A 15,350-nucleotide genomic window follows, 5' to 3' on the forward strand; every position below is an offset into this window, starting at 1 on the left:
GCGAGAATGTCAGACTGTGATACCAAAGTTTTTTGGCTCGTGCCCTTTGCAAACTTGTCAAACAACGCTATACGACTTCATTCTCGTAAAAAAGTTGACCGACTGTTCAAACAACCGTATGGGAATCCAAATCTGTCAGGCCCGCGCAAGGGGCGCGAGGTCTGTGCCTTACCATAAAGACGTTCATGACGGACTTTTAAGGAGGCCTTATGGCAAGCCAGGCGTTGATTAAGGATTTTGAAGACATGATCGGCAAGGAAAACGTGTTCAGTTCCGAAGCCGACCGCATGAGCTATTCGTATGATTCTGCGGTGCTGCCGCCGGTCATGCCTTCTTTGGTGGTGCGTCCCACTACCAAGGTACAGCTCGGCCAGTGCGTGAAAAAACTGTATGACAACGGTATCCCCATGACCGTGCGCGGCGCGGGAACCAACCTTTCCGGCGGCACCATCCCGGACAAGTCCGAAACTGTGGTCATTCTGACCACCGGCCTTAACCGCATCATTGAAATCAATTCTGACGACCTCTACGCTGTGGTGGAACCGGGCGTCATTACTGCTGAGTTTGCGGCTACGGTTGCCAAGAAAAATCTTTTCTACCCCCCCGATCCGGGTTCCCAGGCAGTGTCCACCCTCGCGGGCAACATTGCTGAAAACGCTGGCGGCCTGCGCGGCCTCAAGTACGGCGTTACCAAGGATTACCTCATGGGCATCGAATTTTTCGATGCCACGGGCGAAGTGGTCAAATCCGGTTCGCGCACGGTCAAGTGCGTTACCGGCTACAACCTCGCCGGCATGATGGTGCAGTCTGAAGGCACGCTGGGCATTATTTCTGAAGCCATTCTCAAGCTCGTGCCGCCGCCCAAGGCCTCCAAGGCCCTGATGGCCGTGTTCTCTGACGTGCAGGACGCCGCTGACGCCGTGGCGGGCATCATCGCCGCCCACGTTGTGCCCTGTACTCTCGAATTCCTCGACAACAACACCATCGTGCGCGTTGACGACTTCACCAAGGCTGGTTTGCCGCGCGAAGCGGGCGCCATCCTGCTCATCGAAGTGGACGGCCACCCCGCCCAGGTTGCTGACGACGCCGAAGCCGTTGAAAAGGTGCTGAAGGCCAACCACGCCACCGCAGTGCACGTGCCCAAGGACGCCGCCGAAAAGTTCAAGCTGTGGGAAGCCCGCCGCATGGCCCTGCCCGTGCTGGCCCGCGCCCGGCCCACCACCGTGCTTGAAGACGCCACCGTGCCGCGTTCGCAGATCCCCGCCATGGTCAAGGCCGTCAACGACATCGCAGCCAAGTACCGCCTTGAAGTGGGCACCTTTGGTCATGCTGGCGACGGCAACCTGCACCCCACTTTCTTGTGCGACAAGCGCGACGCCGACGAATTCAAGCGCGTGGAAGAAGCCATCGACGAAATGTTCGATACGGCTATCAAGCTGAAGGGCACGCTCTCCGGCGAACACGGCATCGGCACCGCCAAGTCCAAGTGGATGGAAAAGGAAACCTCACGCGGCACCATTCTGTTCTCGCAGCGGCTGCGCCGGGCTCTTGACCCCAAGGGACTGCTTAACTCCACCAAGCTGGTGGGCATCTAGGCAGTTCGCTCCGGCATTGCAGAGGCGGGGTCTTTTGGCCCCCGTCTTTTCCGGAGGCTGCCCGCCCTGTGCGGGAGCTACCGGGCAAGAGCAAAAATTCAACCGCTCCAGGAGCGTTTCATGAGTACTATGCACGAACTGGCCCAGCGCCTTATGGCTCTGGACGACAGGATCACTGCCTGCATGAAATGCGGCATGTGCCAGGCCGTGTGCCCCATGTTCGGCGCCACCGGTATGGAAGCTGACGTGGCTCGCGGCAAGTTGGCCCTTATTGACAACCTGGCCCATGAGATGATTCAGGACCCTGCGGCTGTGGCCGAAAAACTGGGCCGCTGCCTTTTGTGCGGTTCCTGCCAGGCGTCCTGCCCGCCCGGCGTCCAGATTATGGACGTCTTCATGGAAGCCCGTGAAATCGTAAACGAGTTCATCGGCCTGCACCCGGTCAAGAAGATGATATTCCGTTCGCTTCTGACCAAGCCTGGCCTCTTCAACTTCGCCATGCGCGTTGGCGCGCCCATGCAGGGCCTTATCTTTGGCTCGAGCAACGACGCGCAGGGTACCGTATGCGCGCCTCTGCTCAACTTCATGCTGGGCGACCGCCACATCCACCCCCTGGCAAAAACGCCTCTGCACGCCCGTTACGGCGCGCTTGACGAGCCTCGCCGCGCTGGCGGGCTCAAGGTGGCGTTCTTCCCCGGCTGCGTGGGCGATAAAATGTACACCGATATGGCAGAAGCCTGCCTGAAGGTGCTGCGTTATCACAACGTGGCCGTATTCATGCCCAAAAACCTCACCTGCTGTGGTATTCCGGCGCTTTCGTCCGGCGATGCCAAGGGCATGGTGGAGCAGATGCGCGTGAACGTGGAAGCCCTCAAAAACGGCGACTTCGACTATATTCTCAGCCCCTGCGGTTCCTGCACCTCCACGGTCAAGGAACTGTGGCCCCGCTACGCGCACCGTCTGGGTTCTGCCGAAAAGCACAAGATTGAAGAACTGGCCGCCAAGGCCATGGACATCAATGCCTTCCTGGTGGATGTGCTCAAGGTGCAGCCCGCCGAGCAGGCTCAGGAAAACGCCGTCAGCGTGACCTACCACGATTCGTGCCACCTCAAGAAGTCGCTTGGCGTTGTCAGCCAGCCCCGTTCCGTAGTTGCGGCCAACCCGGCCTACAAGATTACGGAAATGGCCGAAGCTGACCGCTGCTGCGGCTGCGGCGGATCGTTCAACCTCTTCCACTACGACTATTCGCGCAAGATCGGCCAGCGCAAGCGCAACAATGTGGTAGCTTCCGGAGCCAAGATTGTGGCCGCCGGTTGCCCTGCCTGCATGATGCAGCTTGAGGACGTGCTTTCGCACAACCACGACTCCGTGCGCGTCAAGCACACTGTGGAGTTGTACGCTGAAAGCCTGAAGTAGCATGTGAGCGCGGCGGGGGACTGTGGTTCCTCCGCCGCGTTTATCAACCCGGCGGTTATTCTGCCAGAATGCCCATCTGAAGAAGAACCGTGGGGGTTTGTTTCTGAAGCTATGGGCGTGTTACGCCGTTCGCAGGGATATGAGCGCAAACAATGGCAGCGGGCGAATCCGGCCCTCTGCGCACTACTTTTCGCGGCGAAGCTGCATGGTTCAAGAACCCGGCGTGTTTTGAAAAAGGAGTTGTTTATGACACATCAGGAATTGGTAGAAGCCTTTTCCGCCAAGGCTGCGGCAGTTAACGCCGTAGTGCAGGAAGTGCCCAACATGGCAGCCGCCTTGCAGTATGTTGTGGACGTTTGCGCCAACAAGGCTCCCGCGGAGCTTTTGGCTGACGAACCCGGCACGGAGCAAGGCCCCCTTGGCCCCAATAAGGTTCCCACGCGCGTGCAGCGTGTGGTGGCAGCGCCGCAGCTTGGCGATGCCGATTTTGCCGCGCTGGCAGCGGCCTGTGAAGAAAAAGGTTTTCTGTGCATCCGCGAAGGGCTGCGCAACTATCTTGCCGGTATTGACGTGGGGGTTTCCACCGCCGAGCTTGGCGTTGCCGCCAGCGGCACCTGCCTGCTCAATACCGACAGCGAAGACGTGCGCCTTACGGGCATGATCTCGGAAGTTTCCGTGCTGATGCTGCGCAAGTCCACCATCTACCCCGATCTGCCCTCCATAGCCCAGTTGCTGCGCGAGCGCATGAACGAAGGTACTGCCACGTACACCACCCTGGTGACTGGCCCCAGCCGTACCGCCGACATTGAGCGCGTGGCTGCCGTGGGCGTGCATGGGCCGCTGGAACTGCATATCATTCTGCTGGAGGACTAACCCATGCATGACGCCCTCAAGAGCTCATCGGGATATCATAAGGAACTGGACGAAGCCCTGAACGACGAATTTCTGCGTCGCACCCTTGATACCTTTGCAGTGGCCTACCGCGCCAACCGCGAAGCCGTATTCAAGGAAGTGGACGAGAAAGCGCTGATCAAGCAGATCGCCGACGCCAAGGACTACGCCTGTCAGCACATGGACGAGCTGTACGCTCAGTTCAAGGCCGAAGCTGAAAAGCGCGGCGTGCACGTGCACCGTGCCGCCACCGCTGCCGAAGCCAACGACATGATCGTTCGCATTGCCAAAGAAAACAAAGTGAAGAAGGTGGTCAAGTCCAAGTCCATGACCGCCGAAGAAATAGGCCTGAACACCGCGCTGGAAGGCAACGGCCTGATCGTGGACGAAACCGACCTTGGCGAATGGATCATCCAGCTGCGCCACGAAGGTCCTTCGCACATGGTTATGCCCGCCATCCACCTTTCGCGCTATCAGGTGGCCGACGACTTCACCAAGGCCACCGGCGTCAAGCAGGATTCTGACGTGCAGCGTCTGGTCAAGGTGGCCCGCGTGCAGTTGCGCCGCAAGTTCATCGCCGCCGACATGGGCGTGAGCGGCTGTAACTTTGCCGTGGCCGAAAACGGCGCCATCTCCACCGTGACCAACGAAGGCAATGCCCGCATGGTTACGACCCTGCCGCGTGTGCACGTTGCCATTGCCGGTCTGGACAAGCTCGTTGCCAAGCTGGACGATGCCCTGGTGGCTCTTCAGGTACTGCCCCGCAACGCCACCGCCCAGCGCCTTACCTCCTATGTTACCTGGATGTGCGGCGCAGGCCCCTGCGCGGCCAATGCCGACGACAAAAAAATTCTGCACGTTATCTTCCTTGATAACGGCCGTACCGAAATCGCCAAGGATCCCCTGTTCTCGCAGGTGTTCCGCTGCGTGCGCTGCGGCGCTTGCGCCAACGTCTGCCCCGTGTACCGCCTCGTGGGCGGCCACAAGATGGGCTACATCTACATTGGCGCCATCGGCCTGATCCTTACCTACTTCTTCCACGGCAAGGATCGCGCCCGTATTCTCAGCCAGAACTGCATGGGTTGCGAATCGTGCGCCAATGTGTGCGCTGGCGGCATCGACCTGCCGCGTCTTATCCGCGAAGTGCGCTCGCGCCTCAACGTGGAACAGGGCGCGCCCATCGAAGCCAACCTGCTTTCCGCTGTGATGAAGAACCGCAAGCTGTTCCACAAGCTGCTCAAGTTCGCCAGCTTCGCCCAGAAGCCCTTCACGCGCGGCGCGCAGTTCCAGCGCCATCTGCCAGCCGTCTTCCTTGGCAAGCACAACTTCAAGGCTCTGCCCGCCATTGCCAACAAGTCCTTCCGTGACCGTTGGCCCGAACTGGCCCCCAAGGTGCAGAACCCCACCTATCGTGTGGCTATCTTCGCCGGTTGCGCCCAGGACTTCATCTACCCCGAAGAACTGGAAGCCTGCGTGAAGATTCTGGCCGCCAAGAACGTGGCCGTGGACTTCCCCATGGAACAGTCCTGCTGCGGCCTGCCCCTCGAAATGATGGGCCAGCGCAAAACCTCCATGGATGTGGCCAAACAGAACATCGCCGCGTTCCGTGGCGGCAACTACGACTACATCATAACGCTGTGCGCCAGCTGCGCCGGTCATCTTACGCACCACTATCCTGAAATTCTCGACAATGATTTCTCGACTGTGGAAGCTCAGGCCTTTGCGTCCAAGATCATCGACTTCAGCTCCTTCGTACATGACGTGCTGGGCCTCAAGGCCGAGGACTTCAACAAGTCCGCGCAGAAGGTCACCTATCACGCCGCTTGCCACCTGTGCCGTGGCCTGGGCGTCAAAAAGGCCCCCCGCGACCTTATTGGCGATGCGGCTGAATACGTGCCTTGCGAGGAAGAAGAAGTGTGCTGCGGCTTTGGCGGCAGCTACTCTGTGAAGTTCCCCGAAATCTCCGCCCAGCTGCTGGACAAGAAAATCGCCAACATGAAGGCCACCGGCGCTGATCGCCTGGTGGTGGACTGCCCCGGCTGCGTCATGCAGATCCGTGGCGGTGCTGAAAAGCAGGGCCTCAAGATCAAGGTCGATCATATTGCCGAGCTTCTTGCTGAAAATCTGAAGAAGTAATCCAACGAAACATCTTCCTGCGGGTGGCGAGCCGAGGCTCTTCCTCCGCAGGAAAGTTGAGGGAAGGTGCGGTTCTCCACTGTGGGGAGGGCCGCACCTATATTTTATCAACTTTCCGTGTTGCGCGGCTTTGGATGGTGAGGCCTGCGCAACGCACGTTCTGGCCCTTCATGCTCCACGGCACCATTGTGGGTATTATCTGCACCGTGCTGGTGATGCTTAATCCTGGCGTGTTTTAGAATGCTGGCGGCATAAGCCGTAGCACATATGTTGAAAAGGCCGCTCAGCATTGCTGGGCGGCCTTTGCTCATAGATCAGGCTGGCGTCTGGTGAAGATGCCCGGATAACTCTTTGTGGAATCCTGTTTTGCTAGTGGCTACGCTGTTTATCTGGAAGTTGCTTCCAATACCAGTTGCTCACGAGCGTATTGTCACGCGACGCCCACTCACCGCACGATTCAAAATAGTCCAGCACGCTCTGTTCCCTGAGGCTGAGTTCAAGCCCGGAGCGTGCCATCTGGCGCATGCGGATAAAGATCACCAGACATTCAAAGAGCGAAAACAGATCGTCAGTCTCCAGGGCATCCTGGTTCAGGTATTTTGTAAATTCCTGATAAAAGGGGTTGTGTTCGTCAACTATGGCATCATAATCCGTGCTGAATTCCTTGAGTGACATAAGGCCTGAGCGAAAGTGCTTTTCGAAGGGGCACTCATGATCCTGTCCTGCTTTGGCACAGAGGCTCTGCATAAGTTCCAAATGATCTGAAAGCGGCATAGCTTGGCTCCTGAGACAAAATGTTCTGCATAAAGATAGTTTATCTTTTATAAACATTCAAATCAAGCAGGCGAAAAAAAAGCCCGCTCTTGTTCAGGGCAGGCTGTAGCAATAAGCAGTTTAAAAAATCCGCGTTTGAAGCTAAAATTATTTAATCTGTCTGCTCATGATGCTCTGTGAACTGTAAAAAAGTTTTTTTGATTTTTTTGCTAAAAGTAAAAGTTGTTTTTTGCAATTAGCCTAGCGCTGATTGCGCCGCGGTTGCAGATACTGGGGCTGAAAAAGTAGGCGATACTGCTTCACTGTGGACAGTCGCTGCGGGGCTGTTACTTCGCCTTCGATAGACAGCGCCTTGTCGGAAAGTCCGAAGGGTTGAAGCTGTCCGGGCGGAACATCCATGTGTGAGAGTCTCTCGCCGCTGACGTTGAACACCGGAAGGCTGCTGGAAGAAGAACCCGCCATGAGCACTGCGGTGGCATTGGCCGAAGGCGAGACGTTTTTACCAGCCGCCGAACGCTGTGAGGTGGCGTTGAGCAGGCTTGGCATGGATATTTCGGCCTTGCGCAGCACATCAATAAAATCGTTGCCGGTGCGCCCAACAAAGGTCACAAGCGAAGATCCATCGCCGTACACAAGCAGGCTGACGGGCATGGTGCCGCCGTGTATGCCAAAGTAGGCAGGGCGTGCGCCAGCTGGCATAACTACCCAGCCTTGCTGTTCCGGCAATCCCTGGCTGTCTGTGCTCCAGGCGGTTGCGGGGACGAGGGCAGCCAGTAAAAAACAGAACAAATAAATTGTGTTCCGCATATTATCCTGTTCCGGATAGGGAAATTTGCATGTTACGGTATGATTCTACCGCCATGCCACACCCTTTAGTGAGCCGCGCGGCAATTGTCAAGGCGGCTGAAAAGGCGCATGTAATATGCCTTTACAAGCCTAGCCTGGGCGGCGCTTTTTGGATTTTGGCGCAGGCTGCGTGGCTGGCTCTGGCGCGGCTTTTTGCGGCTGCGGCGTCAGGTCGGGCGGCGGCGGAATCTGGGGCAGATTCTGGGCGTTGCCGAGGTAGTGCAGAAAAAAATCGCCCAGGGATTCCGTCATGCGTCTGTGGATTGCCACGCGTGTTTCTTCCGTGACCGAGCGGCACAGTTCTGGCAATTCCATGGCCAGAGATTCGGGGCATGGCGCCATGAGCGCGCCCGTGTCGGCCTGCGGCAGGCTCAGCCAGCGGGGCTTTTTATCCATAAGCTCAAATATGCGCCGCGCATGCAGGGCCGGGTTGTTCAGGCTGTCATTGGGGGCAGCCATAATCAGCAGCGGCGGGTAGAACCAGTGGAACGACTGGCGCGAAAACAGCATGCCAAAACCGGGCGCCACCGCCGCAATGGCGCGGATGCGCGTGTCAGCAAGGCTGCGTGTGAGCGGCAGGTTTTTGCACAGCGATTCCATGCGTTCGCGAGCCCAGGTATTGCAATACATGTCGTTAGGAGCTGTGCGCGAGCAATAGCTGGCCCAGCCCTCGCAGTCTGGCAGCGCGCCGCCCAGCAGCAGAGCCGCCGCGCCGCCAACGCCAAAGCCGATTGCTCCGATGCGCGAGGCGTCAATGCTGGGCTCCACTTCCGGATCATGCAGGAGCAGGTCAATGCTGCCAGAAAGTTCATGCGCACGGTTTTCAAGCTGCTGCCAGGTCAGCAGGTTGTCCATGTTGTCCATGTTGTCGCCAGGGTGATTGGGGGCAGCCACCACAAAACCCAGCGATGCCAGCCATGCGGCGGTATCATGGTAAGAAAAACGCGTTCCTGCGGTATCGTGCGAGAGCAGAAGCAGCGGGAAACGCCCGTCCATCGCCTTGCCTGCCCGGGAGGCGGAAATCTCCCACGGGGCATAGTTGAGGTCACGCGGCGGGCGGGATGATGGGTACCACACATTCACATCCAGGCGCAGGCCTGTTTCCGGCGACCACTGGCCAAGCGTTCTGAAACCGACCATGTAGGTGTCGGCGGCATTGGCGGCAGGAGCGAACAGGAGCAGGGCAAGGACAGCTATTGTGGTGAGTACGCGCATGGCTGTGTTGTGCCACAAGCGGCCTTGGGGTACAAGAGCAGACCGAAGGCGCGCCAATGCGCCCGATGAGGGAGATCTGCCTTTATGGAATTACTGAGCAGCTTTGTCAGTTTTATTCTGCACATAGATGTGCATTTGTTTGAGCTTGCCGATCAGTACGGGCTGTGGCTTTACGCCATACTGTTCGTCATTGTTTTTTGCGAAACAGGCCTTGTGGTAACCCCCTTCCTGCCGGGCGATTCCCTGCTGTTTGCCTCCGGCGTGGTGGCCGGGGCCGGGCTGCTGGGCTATGGCGAAGTGATGGGCGTACTGCTGGCGGCGGGCATACTGGGCGATGCGGTGAATTACTTTATCGGGCGGCATGTGGGCCCGGCCATTTTTTCGCGCGAGAACCGGCTTATCAAAAAGTCCCACCTGCTCAAGGCGCACGATTTTTATGAGCGCCATGGCGGCAAGGCCATTGTGCTGGCCCGCTTTGTGCCCATTGTGCGAACCTTTGCGCCCTTTGTGGCGGGCATTGCCCTGATGCATCCGCCCACGTTTTTTATGTTCAACATCACGGGCTGCGTGCTCTGGGTGGGCGGGCTGGTTTCCGCCGGGTACTTCCTCGGCAACCTGGAATGGGCGCGTCAGAACTTCAGCCTGATTGTTTACGGCATCATCATTGTTTCCGTGCTGCCCGTTGTTATTGAAGTAGCGCGCTCCAAGTTTGGGAAGGGCAAGGATTAGGCCCTACAGCACTACGCGCAGGCGTCCGCCTTCCATATGCGCCTCCCTGTTGATGCACAGGGGGGCGTCTTCATTATGGTGGGAGACAAAAACCATCTGGACGCCCTGCAGGGCAAGCTGATCCAGTAGGTGTAGGTACTGGGCGCGGCTTGGCGCATCCAGGCCGGAGCAGGGCTCGTCCAGCAGCAGGATATCCGGCCCGCCCACCAATGCGCGCGCCAGGAACAGGCGGCGCAACTGCCCCGTGGACAGATGGCGGATGGATTGCCGACCAAGCTGTTTCAGGCTCTCGGCGTTTTCATCGGGGAACATCTGGGCCATGCGGCTTGCGGCCTCGGCCCGCTCGGCATCAGAAAAACGGCGGTATACGCCTATGCTGTTGTCAAAACCTGTGCAGACCATATCAAGCGCGTTGAGGGAATAGCCGTACAGAGCCTGGGAAAGATCGGATACAAGGCGCACGCCCTTGCGCAGGGCTTCAAGGGTATCTACCTGCCCGCCCTGACTGGGCAGCCAGCGGTCAAATCTCCCCCCGGCGGCAACAAATTCATCACCTGCCAGCAGGCGCAGCAAGGTGGATTTGCCAGAGCCGTTGGCCCCGGTGATGCGCCAGTTTTCGCCCTGATGCATGCACCAGCTGATGTCGTGCAGCACTTCCTGCCGATCAATGAATACGGTGACGTTATCCAGATCAAGCATGGCGTGTCCGCCGTTGAGCACATGCTCCGCAACGCCGGAGGCATTGTCGGTCTTCTGCGTCTTCGGCGCTTCTTCACTGGCCTCAGACGCGGGCGGCGCTGTGAGCAGGCGGCCATTCCGCACATAACGGCGGCCAGTGCACCAGTCGGGAATATTGGCGGCGCGGTGCGCTGTCATCACAACCGTGCAGCGGCTGGCGTATTCGCCGAGTGTCTCAAAGAAAATCTGGCGATAGCGTTCGTCAAGGCCTTCATCGCACTCGTCAAGCAGCAGCAGGGTGGGGGCGCGCAGAAGGGCGCGTCCAAGCAACAAAAGACGCAGTTGGCCTTGCGAAAATGTGGGCACCGTGCGTTCAAGCAGGCCTTCGGCGTCAAGGCGCGCTGCCATGTCTTCCACAGCCTGCCGCCTGTAGGCCGTGCTGTCGGCATAGACCAGCGGGGTATCTTCAAAACCTGTGAGCAGCAGGTCACGGCCCGTGAGATCCCAGGCCTGCCGCTGATAGTTTTCCTGCTGCGCAGGAGAGACATGGCTTGTCATGCCCCTGCCCGCAAGGGGGGAGTCTTCCGGGCCGTCAGGCCCGTGCCACTGGATGCGCCCGTGGGCGGGCCACAGCTCGCCGCGCATGAGCCGCAGCAGGGTAGACTTGCCCGAACCGTTGGGGCCAATGAGCGCGCAGTGCGCGCCGCGCCGCACCTGCCAGTTGATGTTGTGCAGCACATGCTTCTGGCTGGCATCGCCGGGCAGGAAAAGACTTACGTCATCAATGGATACGATAATTTCGGACATAAATGATCCGTGGTGTCAAAGGCATGCGCCGTTTTACAGGGGCAGCGCAATCCGCTGGCCCCGATTAAAAATGGTGTATTCGGCAAAGCCAAAGGCGCACGCGTAGGAGGCCAGCCGCGCAAAGCCGTAGCCCACGTCATCGATGCCGTGCGCATCAGAGGCAAAACTCACGGGCAGGCCCATTTGCGCGGCCATGAGCATTATGGGCGGGGCGGGGTAAATTTCGCGGCAGGCCTTGCGCAGACCAGCGGAAGATATCTCCATGCTCATGCCCATGCGTTGCAGGGCCGCAAGGCCGCGCTGCACCAGCGCCATGCTTTCCGGCTTTGCCAGCCAGATGTGGAACTGCTCCACAGAGAAAATCTTGATGAGGTCTGGGTGCGCGGCAATATTGAAGAGGCCGGAAAGGATCATGCGCTCCCAGGCTTCAAAATAGGCCTGGTACTGCTTGTCGCATTCTTCCTGCGAAAAGGCTTTCCATGGCTCAGCGCCATCATCAAAGCCCCAATGACCGATAAAATGCACGCTCCCCAGCAGGTAATCAAAGTCAAAGGCGGTGCAGGAGGCTCGGGTGTAGTCCTCTTGCCCTTCGAGCCAGTCCATTTCCATGCCAAACAATACACGGCAGGGGCCATTACGGTTGGCGGCCTTGAGGGCGCAGACCTCGCGCTCGTAGTCCGGCAGGTGGCGGGTCAGTTGCTCGCGGTATTCGTGGGTGTAGTCAAAGCCCACGGGCCGGGGCGAATGCTCGGTAAAACCCATGTACTCCAGCCCCTTGGCCTGGGCGGCAGCGTACATTTCTGCCGGAGTGTTGCCGCCGTGCGAATACTTGGTGTGCGTGTGCAGGTCTGCGAGAATCATGCTGATCTTCCTGATATGCCGGGGCCGCGCCCTTGGCCCGCCGGAGAATGACATCCCGGCCCCTGAAAGGGGATGTTGTCGATATAAAAGGGCCTGCCGTGTTGGCGCAGGGGGCGGCAGGTCTGATGCTGGTGTGAACTCTGGTTTGAGTATGACCGCGAACTGCAGGTCTGGCAAGCCGGAGCCAATGGACAGGCTGAATTGTTGCCTTTTTTATGAATGGGCCATGAAAAAAGGGGAGCCTCCAGCGGAGGCCCCCCTTTTATCAGATGCCGGGCTGCAATCAGCCTGCGATTCTTTTGACTATTTCCTGTCCGGCCTTGCGCCCCGCGCCCATGGCCAGAATGACCGTGGCCGCGCCGGTGACGATGTCGCCGCCCGCAAAGACGTTGGGAATGGAGGTTTCGCCGGTGGCCTCATCGGCCTCGATGTAGCCCCATTTGTTCAGTTTGAGCTCTGGGGTAGCCTCGAGGAGGATGGGGTTGGAACGGGTGCCCAGAGCCACAATGGCAAGGTCGGTGGGCAGATCGTATTCCGAGCCTTCCACTGGCACAGGCCTGCGGCGGCCAGAAGCATCGGGTTCGCCCAGCTCCATGCGCTGCAGGGTTACGGACTGAAGGCGCATTTCCGCATCACCGTTGAAGCGCAACGGGGCGGAAAGCATGGCAAACTGCACGCCTTCCTCCTCCGCATGTTCCAGTTCTTCCAGGCGGGCGGGCATTTCGGCCCTTGTGCGGCGATAGACCACATGCACGCTTTCCGCGCCCATGCGCAGGGCCGTGCGCGCCGCGTCCATGGCCACGTTGCCCGCGCCGAACACGGTAACATGCTTGCCGGGGTAGGCCGGAGTGTCCTGCGAGGGGAAGTTGTAGGCGCGGCCAAGGTTGACGCGGGTGAGGTATTCGTTAGCGGAGAACACGCCCACCAGATTTTCGCCGGGAACGCCCAGAAAGACGGGCAGGCCAGCGCCGACGCCGATGAAAATGGCGTCGTATTCCTTGCGCAGGTCGTCGATATCAATGGTGCGGCCACCCACGGAATTGAGGTGGAAGTCCACACCGGCCTGACGCAGGCCGTTGATTTCCGTGGCGACCACGGTCTTGGGCAGGCGGAAGGCGGGGATGCCGTAAATAAGCACGCCGCCGGGCTCGTGCAGAGCTTCAAACACATCGACCTTGATGCCCGCAGTGGCGCACACGCCGGCACAGGTCAGGGATGAAGGGCCGGAGCCGATGCAGGCCACCTTTTTGGCTCCCAGGGGCATGGCGCAGGCATTGGTGCCGGTCACCTGTTCGCAGGCGGTGGTGGCGATATACGTATCTGCCACAAAACGTTCAAGGCGGCCAATGGCCACGGGCTGACCCTTGGCCTTGAGCACGCACTTGCCTTCGCACTGGTGCTCCTGGGGGCACACGCGACCGCACACGGCGGGCAGGCTGTTGGTGGTCTTGATGATGCGGTAGGCGGCGTCCATGTTGCCTTCGGCCACCTGATGGATAAAGTCGCGGATGGGCACTTCAACAGGACAGCCCGAGACGCACAGAGGCTTTTTGCACTGAAGGCAGCGGCTGGCCTCGGTCTGGGCCATTTCCCTGGTGTAGCCAAGGGCGACTTCTTCAAAGTTGGCGCGGCGCACTTTTGCGGGCTGGCAGGGCATGTCCACACGGGGAGCCACGGTCTTTTTGGGCTTGCTATTCTCCATGGCTGACTCTCCGGTATTCTTCAATGGAAATGGTTTCCTGCTCCCGGTAGGCGGCCAGACGGCGGCGCAGTTCGGGAAAATCCACTTCGTGACCGTCAAATTCGGGGCCGTCCACACAGGCGAACTTGGTTTTGCCGCCGACGGTGACGCGGCAGGCGCCGCACATGCCGATGCCGTCAACCATGATGGGGTTGAGGCTGACCGTGGTCTTGACGCCAAAGGGGCGCGTGGTTTCCGCCACGGCGGCCATCATGGGCACGGGGCCGACGGCCACGACTTCAAACACGTCCTTGTCTTTTTCAAGCCGGTCGCGCAGAAGCTCGGTAACAAGGCCCTTGTGACCGTAGCTGCCATCGTCCGTGGAAACGAGCAGTTCATCCACAAAGGATTTGAGCTCGTTTTCAAAGAGCAGCAGGTCTTTGCTGCGAGCGCCGATAACGCCCACGACCTTGTTGCCGATGCGGGCATGGCCCTTGGCGATGTGGTGCATGGCGGCAATACCGGTGCCGCCGCCCACGCATACGACCGTGCCGCGTTTTTCAATATGGGTGGGGTGGCCCAGGGGGCCGCAGACGTCAAGAATGGCATCTCCAACGCCGAGTGCTTCAAGCATGGCCGTACTCTTGCCCATAACCAGATACACTATGGTAATGGTGCCGTTTTCCCGGTCAGTATCTGCAATGGTCAACGGAATGCGCTCGCCCTGTTCGCTCATGCGCAGCATGACGAAGTGGCCGGGGCGCGCTTTTTGCGCGATTTGCGGCGCGTGGAGCACCAGTTTGCTGGTTTTGCCCGGGATCAGGCTTTCCTTGTGCAATATAGGTGTTGGCATAGGTTCTCCTCGTCAGGCATCTGAGTTGCTGCATGGTAGCTGCGATCGAAATTACTTGCAAGTAACAGTTTTATCGTATCTCTTTTACATGACTGATATAATTTGTTCCTCACTTTTACTTTGCGTTTGCGGGCATGCAATGGGCCTTTTTTTTAGAGCTACCCTAAAGATCTGGCCTAATGTTCCGATAAAAATCTTGACGAGTGGGGAAGGGGAGACGGTACAAAACCAAACAAGGAGGCGGACAGGGCCAACCCCTTTGCAAGGAAGCAAGTGATCCATTCATGGAGGAATGGTCATGTCGCAACACATCGGTGACGTTTTCCAGTTGGGAGCCTCGCCGCCTGAATTGGCCGATGACCCATCACGCAATCGTGATCTGAGGCTGGTTGAGCGGTATCTTGCAGTTCTGGAAGAAAACAAAAAGGCATGCCGCTCGGCTTTGACTGACGCGGATATGGCTTTGGACATGGCGGGTTTTGTGCGGCGGCAGCTGCGCAAGCCTGCCCAGATGCCCAGGATGTCTCCGGCCTTGCTGGCCCTGGCTCTTGTGAGGCGCGTTCCTGACGCGCCCGAACAATAAACCGGACGGATTTCTACGTTGAACTCCGGCCCGGATGCAGAACGACCATGCGTTCTCAATGCAACATTAACGCTGCATTGCAGAACACAAACCACTAGCATCACTTTTCCGTGACATGATAGGGGGCATGGCAGTCCGCAATCCATGACGAATTCTCCACTCATAGAGAGGCGGGGGCGTGGGGCCTCTGCCTCTCGCGTTTTATGCGCCGCAACTATCTTCAGTCAGCGATGGCCCGCCTCTCGTGCTGTCGGGCAGCGGCAGCACCGAAAAGATTGAGCCGGT

Annotated in this window: 13 protein-coding genes; 6 read left to right on the top strand and 7 right to left on the bottom strand. The window is 58.8% G+C overall.

What is annotated here, in order from left to right; all coding sequences use genetic code 11:
* The first annotated feature begins 209 nt into the window (after positions 1–209).
* From VEZ52_RS14195 to ldhH, 4 genes are all read left to right on the top strand, one after another.
* Positions 210–1,595, top strand: coding sequence for an FAD-binding oxidoreductase (locus VEZ52_RS14195; protein ID WP_324837393.1), 1,386 nt, complete (start codon positions 210–212; stop codon positions 1,593–1,595).
* 120 nt (positions 1,596–1,715) lie between these two features.
* Positions 1,716–3,011, top strand: a complete 1,296-nt coding sequence (locus VEZ52_RS14200) for a (Fe-S)-binding protein (RefSeq protein ID WP_324837394.1) — start codon at positions 1,716–1,718, stop codon at positions 3,009–3,011.
* A 246-nt stretch (positions 3,012–3,257) separates the two neighbouring features.
* Positions 3,258–3,884: a LutC/YkgG family protein gene (locus tag VEZ52_RS14205; RefSeq protein WP_298995468.1), complete on the top strand. Its 627-nt coding sequence runs from the start codon at positions 3,258–3,260 to the stop codon at positions 3,882–3,884.
* 3 nt (positions 3,885–3,887) lie between these two features.
* The gene (ldhH, locus tag VEZ52_RS14210; protein ID WP_324837395.1) at positions 3,888–6,038 is read left to right on the top strand and encodes an L-lactate dehydrogenase (quinone) large subunit LdhH; all 2,151 of its coding nucleotides are present in this window, start codon (positions 3,888–3,890) and stop codon (positions 6,036–6,038) included.
* Positions 6,039–6,407: 369 nt separating this feature from the next.
* Here ldhH and VEZ52_RS14215 read toward each other — a convergent pair whose 3' ends face one another.
* From VEZ52_RS14215 to VEZ52_RS14225, 3 genes are all read right to left on the bottom strand, one after another.
* Complete coding sequence (locus tag VEZ52_RS14215) at positions 6,408–6,812, bottom strand: hypothetical protein (protein ID WP_324837396.1); 405 nt, start codon at positions 6,810–6,812, stop codon at positions 6,408–6,410.
* A gap of 240 nt (positions 6,813–7,052) precedes the next feature.
* Positions 7,053–7,619 carry a hypothetical protein gene (locus tag VEZ52_RS14220; RefSeq protein ID WP_324837397.1) on the bottom strand — a complete coding sequence of 189 codons (567 nt, stop codon included), beginning with the start codon at positions 7,617–7,619 and terminating at the stop codon, positions 7,053–7,055.
* A gap of 129 nt (positions 7,620–7,748) precedes the next feature.
* The gene (locus VEZ52_RS14225) at positions 7,749–8,873 is read right to left on the bottom strand and encodes an alpha/beta hydrolase family protein (protein WP_324837398.1); all 1,125 of its coding nucleotides are present in this window, start codon (positions 8,871–8,873) and stop codon (positions 7,749–7,751) included.
* Positions 8,874–8,957: 84 nt separating this feature from the next.
* Here VEZ52_RS14225 and VEZ52_RS14230 point away from each other — a divergent pair, with 84 nt between their 5' ends.
* Positions 8,958–9,602 carry a DedA family protein gene (locus VEZ52_RS14230; RefSeq protein ID WP_324837399.1) on the top strand — a complete coding sequence of 215 codons (645 nt, stop codon included), beginning with the start codon at positions 8,958–8,960 and terminating at the stop codon, positions 9,600–9,602.
* Positions 9,603–9,605: 3 nt separating this feature from the next.
* On the opposite strand, the gene VEZ52_RS14235 is transcribed toward VEZ52_RS14230, so the two are convergent.
* The 4 genes from VEZ52_RS14235 to VEZ52_RS14250 form a co-directional block, all read right to left on the bottom strand.
* Positions 9,606–11,087, bottom strand: a complete 1,482-nt coding sequence (locus VEZ52_RS14235) for an ATP-binding cassette domain-containing protein (RefSeq protein WP_324837400.1) — start codon at positions 11,085–11,087, stop codon at positions 9,606–9,608.
* A 33-nt stretch (positions 11,088–11,120) separates the two neighbouring features.
* Entirely contained in the window at positions 11,121–11,948 is an 828-nt protein-coding gene (locus VEZ52_RS14240; protein WP_324837401.1) for a histidinol-phosphatase, read from the bottom strand.
* Between the two features lie 283 nt (positions 11,949–12,231).
* On the bottom strand, positions 12,232–13,650 hold the full coding sequence (gltA, locus tag VEZ52_RS14245; RefSeq protein WP_324837402.1) for an NADPH-dependent glutamate synthase: 1,419 nt from the start codon (positions 13,648–13,650) through the stop codon (positions 12,232–12,234).
* Entirely contained in the window at positions 13,640–14,482 is an 843-nt protein-coding gene (locus VEZ52_RS14250; RefSeq protein WP_022657761.1) for a sulfide/dihydroorotate dehydrogenase-like FAD/NAD-binding protein, read from the bottom strand. The genes gltA and VEZ52_RS14250 overlap by 11 nt, the downstream gene beginning before the upstream one ends.
* Positions 14,483–14,780: 298 nt before the next feature.
* On the opposite strand from VEZ52_RS14250, the gene VEZ52_RS14255 reads away from it, so the two are divergent.
* Positions 14,781–15,065 carry a hypothetical protein gene (locus VEZ52_RS14255; protein ID WP_324837403.1) on the top strand — a complete coding sequence of 95 codons (285 nt, stop codon included), beginning with the start codon at positions 14,781–14,783 and terminating at the stop codon, positions 15,063–15,065.
* Positions 15,066–15,350 lie beyond the last annotated feature (285 nt).

The sequence above is a fragment of the Desulfovibrio sp. genome (assembly GCF_035644575.1).
Lineage (GTDB): Bacteria > Desulfobacterota > Desulfovibrionia > Desulfovibrionales > Desulfovibrionaceae > Desulfovibrio.